The organism is Hominenteromicrobium mulieris (assembly GCF_046197855.1).
Taxonomy (GTDB): Bacteria; Bacillota; Clostridia; order Oscillospirales; family Acutalibacteraceae; genus Hominenteromicrobium; species Hominenteromicrobium mulieris.
Genome location: NZ_CP173188.1, coordinates 2,699,890 through 2,716,460, shown reverse-complemented (window position 1 = coordinate 2,716,460; position 16,571 = coordinate 2,699,890). Strand labels below are relative to the sequence as shown.

The 16,571-nt window shown below is 53.5% G+C and carries 16 protein-coding genes; 6 read left to right on the top strand and 10 right to left on the bottom strand.

Going from position 1 to position 16,571, the window contains the following annotated elements:
• Positions 1 to 320 precede the first annotated feature (320 nt).
• The 9 genes from ACI0CA_RS13505 to ACI0CA_RS13465 all read right to left on the bottom strand — a co-directional run bounded on the left by ACI0CA_RS13505 (position 321) and on the right by ACI0CA_RS13465 (position 7,855).
• Entirely contained in the window at positions 321 to 1,172 is an 852-nt protein-coding gene (locus tag ACI0CA_RS13505; RefSeq protein ID WP_446806722.1) for an IS3 family transposase, read from the bottom strand.
• Positions 1,169 to 1,456 (bottom strand): imidazolonepropionase, encoded by a 288-nt coding sequence (locus ACI0CA_RS13500; protein WP_213540339.1) that lies wholly within the window; start codon positions 1,454 to 1,456, stop codon positions 1,169 to 1,171. Before ACI0CA_RS13500 ends, ACI0CA_RS13505 begins: the two co-directional genes overlap by 4 nt.
• 109 nt (positions 1,457 to 1,565) lie before the next feature.
• The gene (locus ACI0CA_RS13495) at positions 1,566 to 1,751 is read right to left on the bottom strand and encodes a DUF6472 family protein (RefSeq protein WP_417078206.1); all 186 of its coding nucleotides are present in this window, start codon (positions 1,749 to 1,751) and stop codon (positions 1,566 to 1,568) included.
• 9 nt (positions 1,752 to 1,760) lie between these two features.
• Positions 1,761 to 2,519 carry an amino acid ABC transporter ATP-binding protein gene (locus ACI0CA_RS13490; protein WP_316519503.1) on the bottom strand — a complete coding sequence of 253 codons (759 nt, stop codon included), beginning with the start codon at positions 2,517 to 2,519 and terminating at the stop codon, positions 1,761 to 1,763.
• A 14-nt stretch (positions 2,520 to 2,533) separates the two neighbouring features.
• Positions 2,534 to 3,193: an amino acid ABC transporter permease gene (locus tag ACI0CA_RS13485; RefSeq protein WP_176820818.1), complete on the bottom strand. Its 660-nt coding sequence runs from the start codon at positions 3,191 to 3,193 to the stop codon at positions 2,534 to 2,536.
• A gap of 82 nt (positions 3,194 to 3,275) precedes the next feature.
• Positions 3,276 to 4,109 (bottom strand): transporter substrate-binding domain-containing protein, encoded by an 834-nt coding sequence (locus ACI0CA_RS13480; protein ID WP_417073097.1) that lies wholly within the window; start codon positions 4,107 to 4,109, stop codon positions 3,276 to 3,278.
• A 188-nt stretch (positions 4,110 to 4,297) separates the two neighbouring features.
• Positions 4,298 to 5,125, bottom strand: a complete 828-nt coding sequence (locus ACI0CA_RS13475) for a transporter substrate-binding domain-containing protein (protein WP_417403917.1) — start codon at positions 5,123 to 5,125, stop codon at positions 4,298 to 4,300.
• Positions 5,126 to 5,343: 218 nt separating this feature from the next.
• Positions 5,344 to 7,059: a dihydroxy-acid dehydratase gene (ilvD, locus tag ACI0CA_RS13470; RefSeq protein ID WP_446806951.1), complete on the bottom strand. Its 1,716-nt coding sequence runs from the start codon at positions 7,057 to 7,059 to the stop codon at positions 5,344 to 5,346.
• A gap of 28 nt (positions 7,060 to 7,087) precedes the next feature.
• Positions 7,088 to 7,855: a hypothetical protein gene (locus ACI0CA_RS13465; RefSeq protein ID WP_412330452.1), complete on the bottom strand. Its 768-nt coding sequence runs from the start codon at positions 7,853 to 7,855 to the stop codon at positions 7,088 to 7,090.
• 166 nt (positions 7,856 to 8,021) lie between these two features.
• Here ACI0CA_RS13465 and aroD point away from each other — a divergent pair, with 166 nt between their 5' ends.
• Positions 8,022 to 8,756 (top strand): type I 3-dehydroquinate dehydratase, encoded by a 735-nt coding sequence (gene aroD, locus ACI0CA_RS13460; protein WP_308448678.1) that lies wholly within the window; start codon positions 8,022 to 8,024, stop codon positions 8,754 to 8,756.
• 3 nt (positions 8,757 to 8,759) lie between these two features.
• Here aroD and ACI0CA_RS13455 read toward each other — a convergent pair whose 3' ends face one another.
• Positions 8,760 to 9,773 (bottom strand): asparaginase, encoded by a 1,014-nt coding sequence (locus ACI0CA_RS13455; RefSeq protein ID WP_308448679.1) that lies wholly within the window; start codon positions 9,771 to 9,773, stop codon positions 8,760 to 8,762.
• Positions 9,774 to 9,948: 175 nt separating this feature from the next.
• Here ACI0CA_RS13455 and ACI0CA_RS13450 point away from each other — a divergent pair, with 175 nt between their 5' ends.
• From ACI0CA_RS13450 to ACI0CA_RS13430, 5 genes are all read left to right on the top strand, one after another.
• Entirely contained in the window at positions 9,949 to 10,722 is a 774-nt protein-coding gene (locus tag ACI0CA_RS13450) for a copper homeostasis protein CutC (protein WP_446806723.1), read from the top strand.
• A 27-nt stretch (positions 10,723 to 10,749) separates the two neighbouring features.
• Positions 10,750 to 12,837 (top strand): AAA family ATPase, encoded by a 2,088-nt coding sequence (locus ACI0CA_RS13445; protein ID WP_446806724.1) that lies wholly within the window; start codon positions 10,750 to 10,752, stop codon positions 12,835 to 12,837.
• Positions 12,838 to 13,127: 290 nt separating this feature from the next.
• Positions 13,128 to 14,327 carry a GTP-binding protein gene (locus ACI0CA_RS13440; RefSeq protein WP_446806725.1) on the top strand — a complete coding sequence of 400 codons (1,200 nt, stop codon included), beginning with the start codon at positions 13,128 to 13,130 and terminating at the stop codon, positions 14,325 to 14,327.
• A gap of 34 nt (positions 14,328 to 14,361) precedes the next feature.
• The gene (locus tag ACI0CA_RS13435; protein WP_308448683.1) at positions 14,362 to 15,306 is read left to right on the top strand and encodes a TIGR03943 family putative permease subunit; all 945 of its coding nucleotides are present in this window, start codon (positions 14,362 to 14,364) and stop codon (positions 15,304 to 15,306) included.
• A gap of 123 nt (positions 15,307 to 15,429) precedes the next feature.
• Positions 15,430 to 16,569, top strand: coding sequence for a class I SAM-dependent RNA methyltransferase (locus ACI0CA_RS13430; protein WP_446807014.1), 1,140 nt, complete (start codon positions 15,430 to 15,432; stop codon positions 16,567 to 16,569).
• Positions 16,570 to 16,571 lie beyond the last annotated feature (2 nt).

Genomic DNA, 16,571 nt, shown 5'->3' with positions numbered 1-16,571 from the left:
GAAAACTCATCGGCAATATAGGTTTCAATATGCTGAAAATTGCTTTCGTAATTCGTATTTGTTGCCGTATTTTCACTTTTTGGCTTCTTGAGAAGAAAGACAATCTGCAAAATAAGAACAATTGTAATGAGTCCAATCAAAATATATAGCTCCATTTTCATTCTCCTTTGTTTTTTCTCATGTTATCACAAGTGATTTGAAAAGTAAACAACCGGTCTATAGTTTCTATAGTTATATGTAGAAAAGCTCCCCCGAAACGAATTTGAACCGCACCAGATTATGCGGACAGCACAAAAAGCCCCCATGTAGGATATTGAGTTTTAAGCGGAGTGGCGTAGCGACAGCGGTGCCACTCCCGTTTTTGTTTGGATGCGTTCGTGGTTATAGAAGTAAATATACCTGTCGATCAGTTCGTTTGCTTCTTGGAGCGTCTTTGGCTTGTGGCGGTAGATGCACTCTGTTTTCAGAATGGAGAAGAAATTTTCTGCCATGGCATTGTCATAAGGATTTCCTTTCCTTGACATGGACAGCGTTATGCCGTAAGATTGTGTTAGCTTGAAGTATGCTTGCGATGTGTATTGAAAGCCTTGGTCGCTGTGGAGCTGCAACTCCGCAGCGACTTTCTCTTTCTTCATTGCCAGACGAATCGTGTCCAGAACAAGATTCACAGTCTGCCGACTTGCAGTCTTGTAGGCCACAATACTGTTGTCATACAGATCTCGGATCATAGACAGATATAAAATGCCTTCTTTTGTGTGGATGTAAGAAATGTCCGTGACCCATTTCTCGTTTGGCCTGACCGCCCGGAACTGTCTGTTCAACAGATTTTCGTATTTGTGTACCTGCTGACCAAGATTTACCCATTGGCGGCGTCGGCGAACCTCAGACAATAATCCATATTTTTTCATGATTCTGAGCACAGTCTTCGGATCTCTTTGAATATTTCTGCCTTTTAACCACTTCCATACACGTCGATAGCCATAGGTCTTATCTGTCCTGCGCTGACATTCCTCGATTTCCTTTGCCACAACAGCATCGCGATCCGTCTCTCCCAGACGCTTTTTAAAGCAGTAGTAACCACTTCTGGATACCCCGAAGAATTTGCACATAACAGATATTGGGTATTCTCCCCGGTGACGGTGAATGACGGCGTACTTTGCCTTTGGCCTCACTTCCTTTCTGTGGACTGCAGAAAATCCTGCAGTAATTTCACTTCCATCTTGAGCCGCTTATTCTCATACTTATATTCCTGCAGCGTCTTTGCAGGCTTCCTGCCACGAAACTTCGGCGCACCCTTGGCGGCTTTTTTGCGTTGCCGCTTCAGCAGATTGTGAACCGGACGGTCTCCCTCCAAGCCAAGTTCCGCTTCGATTTCCCTGTGGCTCTTCCCTGATTCTAACATCTTTTCTATGGTCGGTAGTAGAACCTGCATATTGGTGTATCTTCGTTTGCTCATAATGAATCCCCCCTGATGTACTTATTATCCTACATCAGGGGGGATTTTGTCTATTGTCCTGTTTTACTGGTTCTGTTCAATTCGGGAGAGCTTTTGTCATACAATGCTATTATATTTGCTTGCGGACGATGGTGTATTCGTCGCCGGGGCGGTAGTACGGGCAGTTTTGAAAGCGGCCGCCGATGAACTGGGCGGTCTCGTCCTCGTCTAAGTCCATATCGCAGACATAGAAGCCGTACGCATCGTCGTACTCGTAATACAGGCAGTCTTCGCATTTTGAGGTATTTTCAAACATACTATCGCCTTACAGAACGCTTTGCAGGAACTGGCGCGTGCGGTCGTGCTTCGGGTTTGTGAAGATCTCCTTCGGGGAGCCTTCCTCCAGAATTGCACCATCGTACATGAACACCACGCGGTCTGCCACTTCGCGGGCGAAGCCCATTTCGTGCGTGACAACAAGCATCGTCATGCCTTCTTCCGCAAGCTCCTTCATGACGTTCAGAACGTCGCCGACGAGCTCCGGGTCAAGGGCGCTGGTAGGCTCATCGAACAGCATCATTTTCGGCTCCATGGCGAGCGCGCGGGCGATGGCCACACGCTGCTGCTGGCCGCCGGAAAGCTTTGCGGGGTAGGAATCGAGTTTATCGCCGAGGCCGACCTGATTTAAAAGCTTCACGGCCTTTTCTTTGGCTTCCTTTTCCGGCACGCCCTTCACGTTCATCGGGGCGAGCATGACGTTTTGCAGTGCCGTTTTGTGCGGGAAGAGGTTGAAGCGCTGGAACACCATGCCCATCTCGAGCAAAATAGCGGCGCGCTCTTTATGCGGCAGCTTTACCTGATTGTGGCCGTTCACGCGGTCTTCAATGAGCTTGTCGTCGATCCAGATCTTGCCGCTCGTAGGCTTTTCAAGGTGGTTTAAAGAACGCAGATACGTCGATTTGCCGGCGCCGGACGGTCCGATGATAACGACTACCTCGCCCGGCTCTACGGTGAGGCTGACGTTTTTCAGCACCTCTACGGAGCCGAAGGACTTACAGATATTTTCCGTTTTAATGATAGACATAGCCGTATTCCTCCTTATTCGTAGATGGACAGGCGCTTTTCAAGGCGATTGAAAATAACGGTGAACACGCCGGTGATGATGAGGTAGATGATCATAGCCGGGATATAAACGAGAGCGCTCGCCTTGTTGGAAGCGATAATCTTCGTCTGGTAGGTCAAATCGGTCAGCGCGATGATGGACACAAGAGAGGTATCCTTCAGCACCATGACGAACTCGTTGCAGATCGGCGGAATCATGCGGCGGTAGGCCTGCGGGATGATGACAAGGCGCATCGCCTGCGAGTGGGTGAGGCCGAGCGCCGTGGAGGCTTCGAGCTGGCCTTTATCGATGGACTGAATGGCTGCACGGATGATCTCCGCGAGGTAGGCCGCGACGTTCAGCGAGAACGCGATCCAAGCGGCCAAAAAGCGGCTCTGAATATTGAACGCCGGAACGAGCTGCGGCAGCGTGTAGTAGAGGAAAAACAGCTGCATCAGAAGCGGCGTGCCGCGGAAGAAGAAGATGTACGCGCCGCACACGGAGCGGAGTACGGTGTTTTTGGAGATCTTGCCGAGGGCAAGAAACACGGCGAGCACGAGTGCCGTCAGCACGGAGGTGACGGAAAGCGCAAGCGTTACGCCGGTGGCCTGGAGCAGCGCCGGCATCCAGCCGATGATTTGTTGAATGGCGTTCATGGTGATATCCTTTCCGATATAAATGGGGCAAGAGACCTCAAAACGGGGCCTCCTGCCGAAGTTTCATTTTACGCTATTGCGCTTATGCGTCCTTCTTTGTGACGATGACGAGCTGGTTGGAGAGGTACGGCTCGGTCATTTCATACGCTTCCTGACGCTCCGGGGTGATGGAGACGCCGGCGATGATCATATCGTACTGGCCCTTATCGAGGCCTGCGAAAATGCCGTCGAAGGAGGTGTTGACAAACTCGACCTCAAGGCCGAACAGCTTACCAATCTCTTCTGCCATATCAACGTCGAAACCCTGATACACAAGGCCGCTGTCGTCGGTGTACTCAAGCGGCGGATAACCGGCCTCAAAGCCGATGGTCAAAACGCCATCCTTAACGGTCTTGACCTTACTCGGGTCAACGGTCGGTTCCTCGGTGACGTTGCGCACGCCCTCGGTGACATCGGTGCCGAAGTGCTTCATGGCGAGCTCGGAGATTTTGCCGTTATAATAAAGCGTGTTGATGGCGTTTTCGGTCTGCTCCAAAAGGTCTGTGTTGCCTTTCTTGATGCAGACGCCCATCGGTTCGCCTTCGTCGCTTTTCCAAACGCTCTGGAACTTGGAATCGTCGTCTGCGAGGTAATACGCCGCGACAACGCTGTCTACGTACACGGCATCTGCACGGCCGAGCGAAACGTCATCAAAGCACTGCGTAATCTTTTCATACGGGAGAATCTCGACGTCAACGCCCTCTTCCTGCATTTTCTGCAGAGCGTCGTGGGCGGTGGTGCCGGTCTGCACGCTGACTTTGGCGCCGGCGAAATCGTCCGGGCTTTCGATCTTCTTTGTACTGGAGCTGCTGCATGCGGTGGCGGAGAGTGCCATTACGCCGGCGAGTACGGCAGCAAGGATTTTCTTCATTTTCATGTGTTTTGTCCTTCTTTCTCAATTTTCCCCGATAAAGAGATACAGTCGTTTCACTGTACCAATCGATTAGAATACTTGTATTCTACCCCCAAAACCCGTTTGGGTCAATAGCGAAACTGCCAAATTAATGTATATTTATACATATATACATAGGTATTTTTCAAGATTTGTGGGTAAAATCGGCGTTTTTACTTCAACGTGACAATGACAAGCTGATTCGAGACATACGGTTCCGTAAGGTCATACGCGGCCTGACGTTCCGGCGTAATGGACACGGACGAGATGATGACGTCGTACTGCTCTTTATCAAGGCCCGCAAAAATGCCGTCCCACGCGGTGTTGACAAACTCGATGTCTACGCCCAGCACCTCGCCGAGTGCTTTTGCAAAGTCGATATCGAAACCCTGATATTCAAGCCCTGCATCATCGGTGTACTCCATCGGCGGGTAGCCGACTTCCACGCCGACGGTTAAGGTGCCGTCCTTGAGTGTTTTAAGCTTAGAAAGGTCAAGCACCGGCTTTTCCGTCACATTGCGCACGCCGTCCACATCGGCAGCGGAGCCGAAGTGCGTTTCGGAAAGCTGCGCCATGGTGCCGTCATAATATAAGGTATCAATCGCACCTTCGATGAGCTCTTTCAAATCGTCGTTGCCCTTTTTAAGACATACGCCGATTGGCTCGCCGGTTTCGCTCGTCCATGTTTTCTGGTATTTCGTGTCGTCCTCCGCGAGGTAGTAACCCGCAACGACGCTGTCCACGTACACGGCATCCACGCGGCCGAGTGCGAGGTCGTCAAAGCACTGTGTCACCTTTTCGTACGGCAGCACGTTGATGTTCATGCCCTCGTCCTGCATATCCTGAATGCTTTCGTGCGCGGAGGTTGCCGTCTGCACGGAAATTTTCGCGCCCTCAAAGTCCGCCGGGCTTTCAATCTTCTTCGTACTGCCCGAACAGGCCGCAAGTGAGAGCATCATAGCGCCAATTAAAAATGAAGCGCAAACCTTTTGAATTTTCATTTTACATTCACCCTTCCGCAATATACCTTTAAGCTTTGACTTGTATAATTTTGAAGATGAATGTATTTTACGCCGATTTCATTCAAAAATCAAGCGGAATAATGCACAAACTAATGTATATTTATACGCATATACATGGTGAATTTTGAAAAAGAAAAGCCTGCTTTGTGCAGGGGCTCAAAATGAGAGTTGCATAACGCAGGCTTTTAGGATTCGGTTTAGTCCATGTAACCGCCTTGCATGGGGGAGTGTGCCGTTTGCGTGAAGCGCTTTAAAACGCCGTGCGTGTAGCGGCTCTTAAACGATGGCAGCGCTTTGCGGCGCTCGTTAAACACGCGCTGCACTTCTTCCTCGCTGCATTTTTCGCCGTTGATACCGACGACGCACAGAATACGCTGCGGAATGTCGATCTCGATAAGGTCGTTTTCTTCGATTAAAGCGATGGGGCCGCCCTGTGCGGCTTCCGGCGAAATATGGCCGATGGCGGGACCCTTGCTTGCGCCGGAGAAGCGACCGTCCGTCAGCAGCGCAATGCTGGCAGAAAGCTCCGGGTCGCTCGAAATGGCTTCGGTGGTGTAGAACATTTCCGGCATACCGCTGCCGCGCGGGCCTTCATAGCGGATGATGACGGCGTCGCCCGGCTGAATTTGGTGCGTTAAAATGGCGTGGATGGCATCTTCCTCGCAGTTGAACGGGCGCGCCTTCAGAAGCGCCTTGTGCATCTCCTTCGGCACGGCACTGTGTTTTACGACCGCGCCGTCCGGGGCGATGTTACCGCGCAGAATGGCAATGGCGCCGTTCGTGCCGATGGGATCATCGAACGAGCGGATGATATCCGTGCGCTTAAGACCGGTTTTCTTTAAATAGGTATCACACTTCTCGTAGAAGCCGTTTTTCTTTAAATCTTCCAGATTTTCGCCAAGCGTTTTACCCGTGACGGTCATTACATCGAGATGCAGGTGGTCTTTGATTTCCTCCATGATGCGCGGTACGCCGCCTGCATAGTAGAAGTACTGCGCGGGCCACTCGCCTGCGGGACGGATATTCAAAAGATAATGCGCGCCGCGGTGCATGCGGTCGAACGTATCCGCGTCGAGCGGAATGCCGAACTCATGCGCGATGGCGGGCAGGTGCATCAGCGTGTTTGTGGAGCCGGAGATGGCCGCGTGTACCATGATGGCGTTTTCAAACGATTTCAGCGTGACGATATCGGACGCTTTCACGCCCTTTTTCGCGAGCGCCACGGCGGTTTTGCCGGCTTCCTCCGCCGCAACGGAAAGATCTTCGCAGGTGGCGGGCATCAGCGCCGTGCCGGGCAGCATGAGGCCGAGCGATTCCGCCATAATCTGCATGGTGGACGCGGTGCCCATGAACGAGCATGCACCGCAGGAGGGGCACGCGTGGTGCTTGTAATACGTGAACTGCTCCTCGGTGATCTCGCCGCGCTCAAACATGGCGCTGTATTTGCCGATCTGCTCCAGCGTTAAAAGGTCGGGACCCGCGTCCATCACACCGCCCGTCACGAACACGGCCGGAATGTTGATGCGGCCGATAGCCATGAGCAGCGCAGGCACAGATTTATCGCAGCTTGCGAGGAAAACGCCGCCGTCAAACGTTGTCGCGTTGGCGTGAATTTCCACAAGGTCGGCGATGATGTCGCGCGAGGGCAGGGAATAATTGATGCCATCGTGCCCCTGTGCCATGCCGTCGCAAATGTCGGTCGCAAAGTAAAGCGCACCCTTGCCGCCCGATTCGTATGCGCCCCGGCTTGCTTTCTGCGCCAAATTTAAAAGGTGCACGGAGCCGGGGTGGCTCTGCCCGTAGGTGCTTTCAATTAAAATCTGCGGCTTTGTGAGGTCCTCCTCTTTCCAGCCCATGCCCATGCGCAGCGGGTCCATTTCCGGCGCAAGCTTGCGAACTTCCTGACTTTTCAACATGTTGATTCCCTCTTTGATGATAACTTTATGCGGCAGCAAATGCGCCGATCTCAAAATCGGCATAGGTGCCGTCTTTCTTCTGTTTTGCGGTGCAGTCTAAAAAGTAAGAGGCACCGTCCCCGGCACGCCATTTTTCGGCGTCAAACGTCAGTGTGCCGTTTTCGTCGTTTTTCTCCGTGATCTTGAATAAGCAACCGTCTTCCCACAAAAGCTCGTCCGTTTTTAAGTAGCCCTCGTCTTGCAGCTCCTTAAACGTGAACGTGAGCGGGCGGCGCTCGGTAAGCTCGCCGAACCGCCATGCGATCGCCTGTATCTCGCCTTTCGTCAACGGTGTCTCGGTCAGGTCAACGGAGACATATTCGGTGTCGCTTTGCAGCGCTTCGTCCGTGTTGAATAATTCCTGCAGCACGGACAAATACAGCGCGCACCGCCCATCCGTTTCGCCTTCGCGCACGGTGATCTTTTGCACGTCATCGGGTTCGCTTGGGTAAATGGCTTTGATATAGCCGCCGTAGGTGACGTCTACCGTCATGCCGGGGATGAGGTCATCCGGCGCGTCCTCCGGCCTTGCGCAGCGGTATACGCCGTCGTCTTCCCCGGCGAGTAAAAGCTGGTTGCCCGAAATATCGACGAGGCGTGCGGTGAGCGTTGCAATCTCGGCAGCGCTCGGTTCCGATGCGATGCTTTGCGGTTTATCTGCACCGCCCGAGGATGCCGGTGCGCTTTGGCACGCGGTGAAAAGCAGAATGATGCACAAAAGAAAAGCGAATAAAGAATTTTGTAAACGGGTCATAAGGCCAACTCCTTTCACTTTATAGGTAGGAAAAAGGGGTCACGCGGTTACAAAATCATCATAGCAGATTTAGAAGTCTGTTACAAGATATAAATACTTTTTGTTTTGACTTTTGTGCTTAAATTGTCTATACTGTGTACAAGTTGACAAAAAGGGAGCGAAAGCTATGCGGCAGGTAGTTGTAAATGATTTGGTATTCGGCAGCGGCAGAATGAAAATTTGTGTGCCGGTGTGCGAGAAGACAACGGAAGCGGTTTTAGACGCCGTAAAAGAGATCAAGACCACCCCGGCGGATCTTATCGAATGGCGCATCGATTATTTTGATGAGGACATGTTTGCGGCAGCGCCGGAAATTCTTAAAGCAGCCGCGCCGTTGCCCGTGCTATGCACATTCCGCACAAAAGCGGAGGGCGGCGAAAAAGCGATAGATCCCATGGACTATTTTGCGATGAACGCGCAGCTGAGCGCCTTGGGTGCGCCGCTTGTCGATTTAGAGCTTTTCCTTTGCGAGCAGTACGACGACATTGCAAAGGAGACCGTTCAGGCCATGCACGATATGGGTACAAAGCTTATCATCTCGAACCACGATTTTTCCAAAACGCCTGCACGCGAGGAAATCGCCGACCGCTATAAGCGCATGATGGCGTTAAATGCCGACCTGCCGAAAATCGCCGTGATGCCGCAGAATGAGCGCGATGTGATGGTGATGCTGGCGGCGATGAATGAATCCACTGCGTTCTGCGGGCCGCTCATCGGCATTTCCATGGGCGAGCTCGGCAAGGTGACGCGCGTGCGCGGCGGGGCGTTCGGCTCTGTGATGACGTTTGCGTCAAAAGGAAAAGCCTCCGCACCGGGACAAATCGATGCAGAGACTTTATCTAAAATGCTGAATGAAAATTAAGGTTTAGAAGTGCTTTTCAAGCGTGAATACGGTCTTCACTTCGCCGACGGGCGTGTCGTTGTCGTTAACGGTAACGCCGTTGTTAAGCGAGACGAGCATCTTATCGGTATCGGCGTTATAGTAGCCGATCTGGCGGAAGATCTCGCGGATGATGAGCGGCCAGACCGCCTCGGTGCCGTCCTTAATCTTGAAGGAGATGCCGATGCGCTCCTTTTTAAGGCCGATGCCGTACACGCTGTTCGCGCCGCCCTTTGCGATGATGTTCGCGTCGTGGTTGATGAGGGAGCACAAGTAGCCCGTGCCGCGCATCATGTGCGGATATTCATGGATACGCGGGATAAAGCGGTGGGCAGCGTCCTGCAGAACGTCGTCCTGAATCGTATCGATGCACGCGAGGTTCTTATATGCCGTCGCGATGTTCTTCATCGGGTAAGCGAACACCGGCACGCCGCAGCCGTCAATGCCGATGACGACCTTTTCTTCCGGGTACTCGGAGAGCACGCTCATGGTGCGCAGCACTTCGTTCTGTCCGACGGAGCCGACCTTCCAGTAATCCTTCACATCGCCGCCCATTTCACGCTGGGTGAGCATGAGCGCCGCGTGCTTGCCGCTGCAGTTGTGGTAGAGCTTCGACTTCGGCAGACCCTGACGGATGCGCTCTTCGTTTGCTTCCGTAGAGCCCGGCACGGTCGGCTTCATAATGAGGTCTTCCGGATTTAAGTCGGCTTTTTTCATGATGGATTTCAAAGCGTTGATGTGGAAGCTTTCACCGAGGTGCGAGCCTGCGAACAGCACGGTTTCTTCATCGGTAAAACCGTATTTTTCGTCGAGGTGATGCGCGATAACGGGCAGCGCCTGTACGGGCTTCGAAGCGGAGCGGTAGAAAACCATGGCCTCCGGGTCGCCTGCGGAGTAGATGACCTTACCCTTTTCATCTACAATGCTGATGTAGCCGTAATGCGTCAGGTCCAAAAGCCCGCCGCGGAATTCTTCTGTTAAACGAACGGTATCTGACATAATCTCGTCCCCTGTCTTTAGAATTTAACGATTTATCTTTCTTTTTACGTTCAAAGCTATTATAATCTTTTTTAGAGGATTGTAAAGGCATTTGTGTGAGAATAGTCGAAAGTGCAAAAAGCGGTGTGTTTTAAAGCGCCGCAGATAGGACAAATAAACGAAAGTTGGTATAAATATGAAAGAAAAAGTATTGTTTGAGGTTTGCTGTGGCTGTTTTGAAGACGCCGTACAGGCCGAAAAAGGCGGCGCAGACCGCATTGAACTCAATTCCGCGCTGTTTTTGGGCGGCCTTACGCCGAGCATCGGCACGGTGCAGGCCGTGAAAAATACACTGAAAATTCCCGTGATGTGCATGGTGCGCCCGCGCGAGGGCGGCTTTTGCTACACGGATTTCGATTACGAGACCTGCTGCCGCGATATGGAGGCACTGTTAAATGCGGGCGCGGACGGCATCGTCTTCGGCTTTTTGAAGCCGGACGGCACGGTTGACACCGACCGCTGCGCCGATTTTATCGGGAAAATCAAGAAAATCAACCCGAACGCCGAGATTGTGTTCCACCGCGCCATTGACGTGGTGCCGGACGTATTTAAAGCACTCGACGATCTTATCAGTCTCGGTGTAACGCGCGTTTTGACGAGCGGCCAGCGTGAAAGCGCGATAAAGGGCGCAAAGACCGTGAAAAAGATGATTGAATACGCAAGTGACCGCATCGATATTCTGCCCGGCGGCGGCATCAACACGCAGAATGTCGGGGAATTTATCAACGAGACCGGCACGCACAGTGTACACGCCTCGGCGCGCTCCCTGCGGCACGATACAAGCGTCTGCGGCAACCCGGAGATCTTTTTCGGTGGTAAATTGAACGGCGTGGGTATCCCGGAGAACGAATATAAAGTGACGGACAGCGCTTTGGTGCAAAACGTCGTCGCAGCGATCGAAGCGCGGTAAGCTTTACCCGGAGAAAGGGGATTTTAGGTGAAAAACGATATTGACAGCATTTTGGATGCGCTGTTTTCCGGCGGCAAGCTGAACGTGGGCAGCGGCACGAAAAGCCGCGCCGCAAAAGACGCCGAGGATTTTTTGAACAGCATCGAAAAAACGAATGCCAACATGCAGAGCAGCCTGAATCGGCAGATCAGCGACCTCGATAAGCTGACGAGCGACGCGCAGCGCAGCATGGACGAAATGCGCCGTCTGCTGGACGCCGAGGGCCTGACCGGCACGCCCGAAATGGAAGCGCCGAAAGCGGAGACCGCAGAAAAAAAGCCGAAGGCAAAGGGCGCGGAGGAGCCGCCGCAGGACCCCGCGCAGTCGTTCCGCGAGGCGAGGGAAGCGACGGGCAGAACGGTCATTGGGCAGGACGCATTTTTGGACAGCCTGTTCACCGCATTTCGCCGCCCGAGCGTGACGGGGCGCGAAAACGGCAAGCCCGCGGCGGTCGTCGTGATCTCCGGCAAAGAGGGCACAGGCAGGCACAGTGCGCTTGCGGCTTCGGCTGCGGCGCTCTGCAAAGAGGGCGTTTTGAAAAACGGCGAGGTCGCGAATATCGACCTTTCCCGCTACCCGAACGCCGAAGACGGTAAATTACTCACACAGGATCTTTTTTCCGCGCTGCACAGCGAAAACGATATTGTGCTGTTTGAAAATTTTGAGCAGTGCCACAAATCTTTGCTGCCCATGGTGGCGGCGCTGTGCGAGACGGGCGTTTTAAAATTAGCTTCGCGTTATGCTTTGCAGAAAGGCATGCTCATCGATGTCGGCACGGCGCTTGTGCCCGATGCTGTCAGCGAAATTTCCGTAAACGGGAAGTACCTCGTCTTTTTGACGAGCCAAAAGGACAGCGCGTTTACCGATGCGTTCGGCGCGGCATTTTTGTCCTCCGTCACGGATTTCTGCCGCACGGCGGAATTCACGCGCGAGAGCTTGCTCAGGATCGGCGAAGCGGCGCTCGGTGCATTAAACGACCGCACAAAGGCTAAGCTAAACTACACGTTCACGTTCGGTGAAGATGCCTCGGCGTTTTTGGCGGATAAATTCAGTCGTCGCGACGGCGTGGAGAGCATGGCGCGGCTGACGGAACGTTGCTTCCGCCTTTTGAGCGAAGAAAGGCTGCGCCGCGCGGAAAAGGACGGTGAAAAGACAGTTTCCGGCACACTCGGCGTAAAAGACGGTGTGCTCGCGTTCACATTCCCGGATTTTGCCGTCACGGTGGAAGAAGAGAAAAAGCAGGCGACAGACCCGAGAGCCGCCGAAGAAGTGAAATCGGAGCTTAACGAGATCATCGGACTTAGTGAAGTGAAGGACTACGTGCTGTCGCTTGAGCAGAACTATATCATTCAGCGGCTGCGCGAAGCGCGCGGCATGAAGGCCGATGTGCCCACCATGCACATGATCTTTACCGGCAATCCCGGTACGGGCAAAACGACCATCGCAAGGCTCGTTTCACGCTATTTAAAAGCCATGGGCGTACTGAGCGGCGGGCAGCTGATTGAAGTCACGCGCGCCGACCTTGTAGGCAAATACGTCGGTCACACCGCACCGCTCACGCAGCAGGTCATTCGCTCTGCGCTCGGCGGCGTGCTGTTCATCGATGAGGCATATTCGCTGTACCGCGGCGCAGACGACAGTTTCGGACTGGAAGCCATCGATACCATCGTCAAGGGGATGGAGGACCACAGAGAAGACCTTATCGTTATTTTGGCGGGCTATACAAAAGAAATGGAGGAGTTTCTCACGGCGAACTCCGGCCTGCGCTCGAGATTCCCGAATATCATCGAGTTTCCGGATTATACGGCGGAGGAGCTGCTGGCCATTACAAAGCTGACTGCAAAGAAAAAGGGCTATACGATCGATGAAACATGCGAAACGCCGCTGCTTCAATATTACGAAAAGCGGCAGGCAACGGATGCCAGAACGGCGGGCAACGGACGCATGGTACGCAATTTGGTTGAGGACGCGATCTTAAACCAGTCTCGCAGATTGACGGGCGGAGACGTGACAAGGCTGACGGAAGCGGAGCTTGCGGCGCTTTTAAGCGAGGATTTTGACCTAAGCGAAGGATAGAAACGGTGTGAAACCGCACGAAAATGATGAAAGTGTAAACATTTATCGATTTCCCTTGCAACTTTTAAAAGAAAGATTTACAATACAAGATTGGAGAGACCGAAAGTTTCAGTAAACTTCCATTCTGTGATAAGCGAAAGACAACCGAGCGAATAAAGTTTCGCCCGCCTTTTCAAAGGCGGCGGATCCCAAGGGCAGCGCCTTTAGTCACTTTCCGCAGAAAGCGAATTGCGCGGTCCCTCCAAGAGCGTTTATCCAAACCGTAAATTATTGCGAAAGGGCATGAGAATATGACGAAAATCGATATTTTTTCCGGCTTCCTCGGCGCAGGCAAAACCACGCTGATCCGCAAGCTGATCTCCGAAGCTTTTAAGGGCGAAAAGCTTGTCCTCATCGAAAACGAGTTCGGCGAGATTGCCATTGACGGCGGCTTTTTGCAGGACGCCGGCATTGAAATCACCGAGATGAGCCAGGGCTGCATCTGCTGCAGCCTTGTGGGCGACTTCGGCAAGGCACTGCGTCAGGTGCTGGAGACCTACCACCCGGACCGCATTTTGATCGAGCCGTCCGGCGTAGGCAAGCTGAGCGATGTGATCCGTGCCGTGCAGAACCTGCACATGGAAGACGTTACGCTGAATAGCTTCACCACCGTTGCCGATGCAAACAAGTGCAAAATGTACATGAAGAACTTCGGCGAGTTCTATAACGACCAGATCGAGCACGCAAACTCCATCATTCTGAGCCGCACGGACGGTATCAAGCCCGAAAAGCTTGAAGCCTGCGTCGCTCTGTTGCGCGAGCACAACCAGAACGCCACCATCATTACCACCCCGTGGGATCAGCTCACCGGCGCACAGATTCTCGAGACGATGGAGCACAAGAATACCCTTGAAGAGGAGCTGAAGCTCCTTGCCGAGGAGACCGAGCACGAGCACCACCATCACCACGATCATGACCATGATGAGCATGACGAGCACTGCACCTGCGGCTGCCACGACCACCATGACGACGATGACGACGAGCATGAGCATCACCATCACGACCACGATGAGCATGACGAGCACTGCACCTGCGGCTGCCACGACCACCATGACGACGAGCACGAGCACCACCATCACGACCACGATGAGCATGATGAGCACTGCACCTGCGGCTGCCATGACCACGATCACGACCATGATGAGCATGACCACGAGCATCACCACCACCATCATGCCGACGAGGTGTTCACAAGCTGGGGCACCGAGACGACCCGCAAGTTCACGAAGGATGAGATTGAGCACATCCTCGAGGAGCTCGACAACAGCGAAAAGTACGGTATGATCCTGCGTGCAAAGGGCATCGTCGCAGGCCGGGACGGCGAGTGGATCCACTTCGACTATGTGCCGGAGGAGACCTCTGTGCGCAACGGCAGCGCCGGTGTCATCGGCCGCCTGTGCGTCATCGGTTCTCACATCAACGAGGCCGCGATCGAAGCGCTGTTCGCGTAATGCGGGCTGAACCTTACAGAAAGGCGGAATATTGATGGATGATATGCCGGTTTACCTGTTTACGGGCTTTCTCGAATCAGGCAAGACCTCTTTTATAGACGAAACGCTTGCGGATAAGCGTTTCAATAACGGGCAGCGTACCTTGCTGCTCGTCTGCGAGGAAGGCGAGGCGGAGTACGACGAGTCCCGCCCCTACATGAAGAATATCTATGTGGAAAACATTGAGGACGAAGACGAGCTGACAAGCGAAACGCTTGACATCCTCGCGAAAAAGCATCGCGCTTCCCGTGTGCTCATCGAGTACAACGGCATGTGGCAGCTGAAAACGCTGTACGACAACATGCCGGAAAACTGGGCGGTCTATCAGGAATTCATGTTCGCGGACGCGACGACATTCCTCACTTACAACGCCAACATGCGCGGCCTTGTTGTGGATAAGCTCTCCGGCTGCGAGTTGGTCGTGTTCAACCGCTTCACGAAGGACATGGACAAAATGGCGTTCCACAAGATTGTGCGCGGCATCAGCCGCCGCCCGGACATCGCCTACGAGTACACGAACGGCGACGTCGAATACGACGAGATCGAAGATCCGCTGCCGTTTGACATCAACGCGCCGGTCGTAAAGATTGAAGACGGCGATTACGCGCTGTGGTACCGTGACCTTTCCGAAGATCCGAAGAAGTACGACGGCAAGGTCGTCGAGTATAAGGGCCTTGCAGCCGTGAACCCGCGCATGAAGCCGGGCATGTTCTTCTTCGGCCGCCAGCTGATGACCTGTTGCGTGGAGGATATCCAGTTTGCGGGTCTGCTTACGCTGTGCGACGCGGACAAAATGCCGGAAAACGGAAAGTGGTACACCATGCGCCTTTCCGTTGCGTATAAGTGGCACAAGCTCTACGGCCGCAAGGGTCCGGTTCTGACGCTTCAGAACATCGAGCCTGCCGAAGCGCCCGCGCAGCCCGTTGCGACGTTCTATTAAGCTTAAATTCATTGCCCGTTGGCTTTTCTGAAAGTCGGCGGGTAATTTTTTTATTTCTTTTTCTGTATACGGTGTCGAAAGTGCGCGATTTATGGTATACTAAAAAATACTTAAATATATGAAATGAAAATGGTGATAACTTTGCATACATATCAGCTTGTTTTGCCCTGCCTTTTGGGTGTTGAGGGTCTTGTAGCGGAGGAGCTCCGCGATATGGGCGCGGAAAATGTCGCGCCGGAAAACGGACGTGTGCTGTGCGCAGGCTCCCCGGAGATAATCGCCCGCGCGAATATCCGCTCCCGCTTTGCGGAGCGCGTGCTCGTTCTGCTCGGTACATTTGAAGCGAAAAGCTTTGAAAGCCTGTTTCGCGGCGTGAAGGCCCTGCCGTGGACGGAGTGGATCGGCCGCGACGACGCATTTCCGGTCAAGGGGCGGTGTTTATCGAGTCAGCTCATGAGCGTTCCGGACTGTCAGGCCATTATCAAAAAAGCCGTGGTGGAAAGCCTCAAGGAGGCGTATAAGCTGGAGCATTTCCCGGAGACGGGCGCGAACTACCAGATTCAGTTTTTAATTATGAAAGACAAGGTCAGCATTATGCTGGATACGAGCGGCGCGGGGCTGCATAAGCGCGGCTACCGCAAAAATTCCAACGAAGCGCCCATCAAAGAGACGCTTGCGGCGGTCATGGCAAAGCTTTCCCGTGTGCGCACGGACGGCACGCTCATCGACCCTTTCTGCGGTTCGGGTACGATTTTAATCGAGGGCGCCATGCTTGCCATGCACATTGCGCCCGGCCTGCGCCGCCACTTTGCGGCGGAAAAGTGGAAAGCCGTCCCCGGAAATATCTGGGACAACGAGCGCATTGCCGCAAAGGCACTTGAACGCCGCGATGAGGGCTTTTTGGCGTTCGGCTATGACATTGACCCCGAAGCCGTGCGCCTGACGCTTGAAAACGCGAAGAAAGCGGGCGTTGCGCAGTATATCTCCGCAGAAGTGCGCGACATCAAGGATTTCAGCAACGACGGCCCGTTCGGCTGCGTCATCTGCAACCCGCCGTACGGCGAGCGGCTTTTAGACGTAAAAACGGCGGAGGACATCTACAAAACGATGGGGCGCGTCTTCACGCCGAAGCGCGGCTGGAGCTATGCTGCCATCAGTCCGGACGAGCGGTTTGAGACATGCTTCGGCAAAAAAGCCGACCGCCGCCGCAAGCTCTACAACGGCATGATCCGCTGCCAGTATTACATGTATTTTAAGGCATAAAA

What these genes read in the sequence shown, in the direction of transcription:
- ACI0CA_RS13435 (WP_308448683.1), top strand. Translation starts at nt 14,362, where the DNA reads ATGGATGATATGCCGGTTTACCTGTTTACGGGCTTTCTCGAATCAGGC.
- ACI0CA_RS13450 (WP_446806723.1), top strand. Translation starts at nt 9,949, where the DNA reads ATGAAAGAAAAAGTATTGTTTGAGGTTTGCTGTGGCTGTTTTGAAGAC.
- ACI0CA_RS13495 (WP_417078206.1), bottom strand. Translation starts at nt 1,751, where the DNA reads ATGTTTGAAAATACCTCAAAATGCGAAGACTGCCTGTATTACGAGTAC.
- ACI0CA_RS13490 (WP_316519503.1), bottom strand. Translation starts at nt 2,519, where the DNA reads ATGTCTATCATTAAAACGGAAAATATCTGTAAGTCCTTCGGCTCCGTA.
- ACI0CA_RS13440 (WP_446806725.1), top strand. Translation starts at nt 13,128, where the DNA reads ATGACGAAAATCGATATTTTTTCCGGCTTCCTCGGCGCAGGCAAAACC.
- ACI0CA_RS13455 (WP_308448679.1), bottom strand. Translation starts at nt 9,773, where the DNA reads ATGTCAGATACCGTTCGTTTAACAGAAGAATTCCGCGGCGGGCTTTTG.
- aroD (WP_308448678.1), top strand. Translation starts at nt 8,022, where the DNA reads ATGCGGCAGGTAGTTGTAAATGATTTGGTATTCGGCAGCGGCAGAATG.
- ACI0CA_RS13465 (WP_412330452.1), bottom strand. Translation starts at nt 7,855, where the DNA reads ATGACCCGTTTACAAAATTCTTTATTCGCTTTTCTTTTGTGCATCATT.
- ACI0CA_RS13480 (WP_417073097.1), bottom strand. Translation starts at nt 4,109, where the DNA reads ATGAAAATGAAGAAAATCCTTGCTGCCGTACTCGCCGGCGTAATGGCA.
- ACI0CA_RS13500 (WP_213540339.1), bottom strand. Translation starts at nt 1,456, where the DNA reads ATGAGCAAACGAAGATACACCAATATGCAGGTTCTACTACCGACCATA.
- ACI0CA_RS13485 (WP_176820818.1), bottom strand. Translation starts at nt 3,193, where the DNA reads ATGAACGCCATTCAACAAATCATCGGCTGGATGCCGGCGCTGCTCCAG.
- ACI0CA_RS13475 (WP_417403917.1), bottom strand. Translation starts at nt 5,125, where the DNA reads ATGAAAATTCAAAAGGTTTGCGCTTCATTTTTAATTGGCGCTATGATG.
- ACI0CA_RS13430 (WP_446807014.1), top strand. Translation starts at nt 15,430, where the DNA reads ATGAAAATGGTGATAACTTTGCATACATATCAGCTTGTTTTGCCCTGC.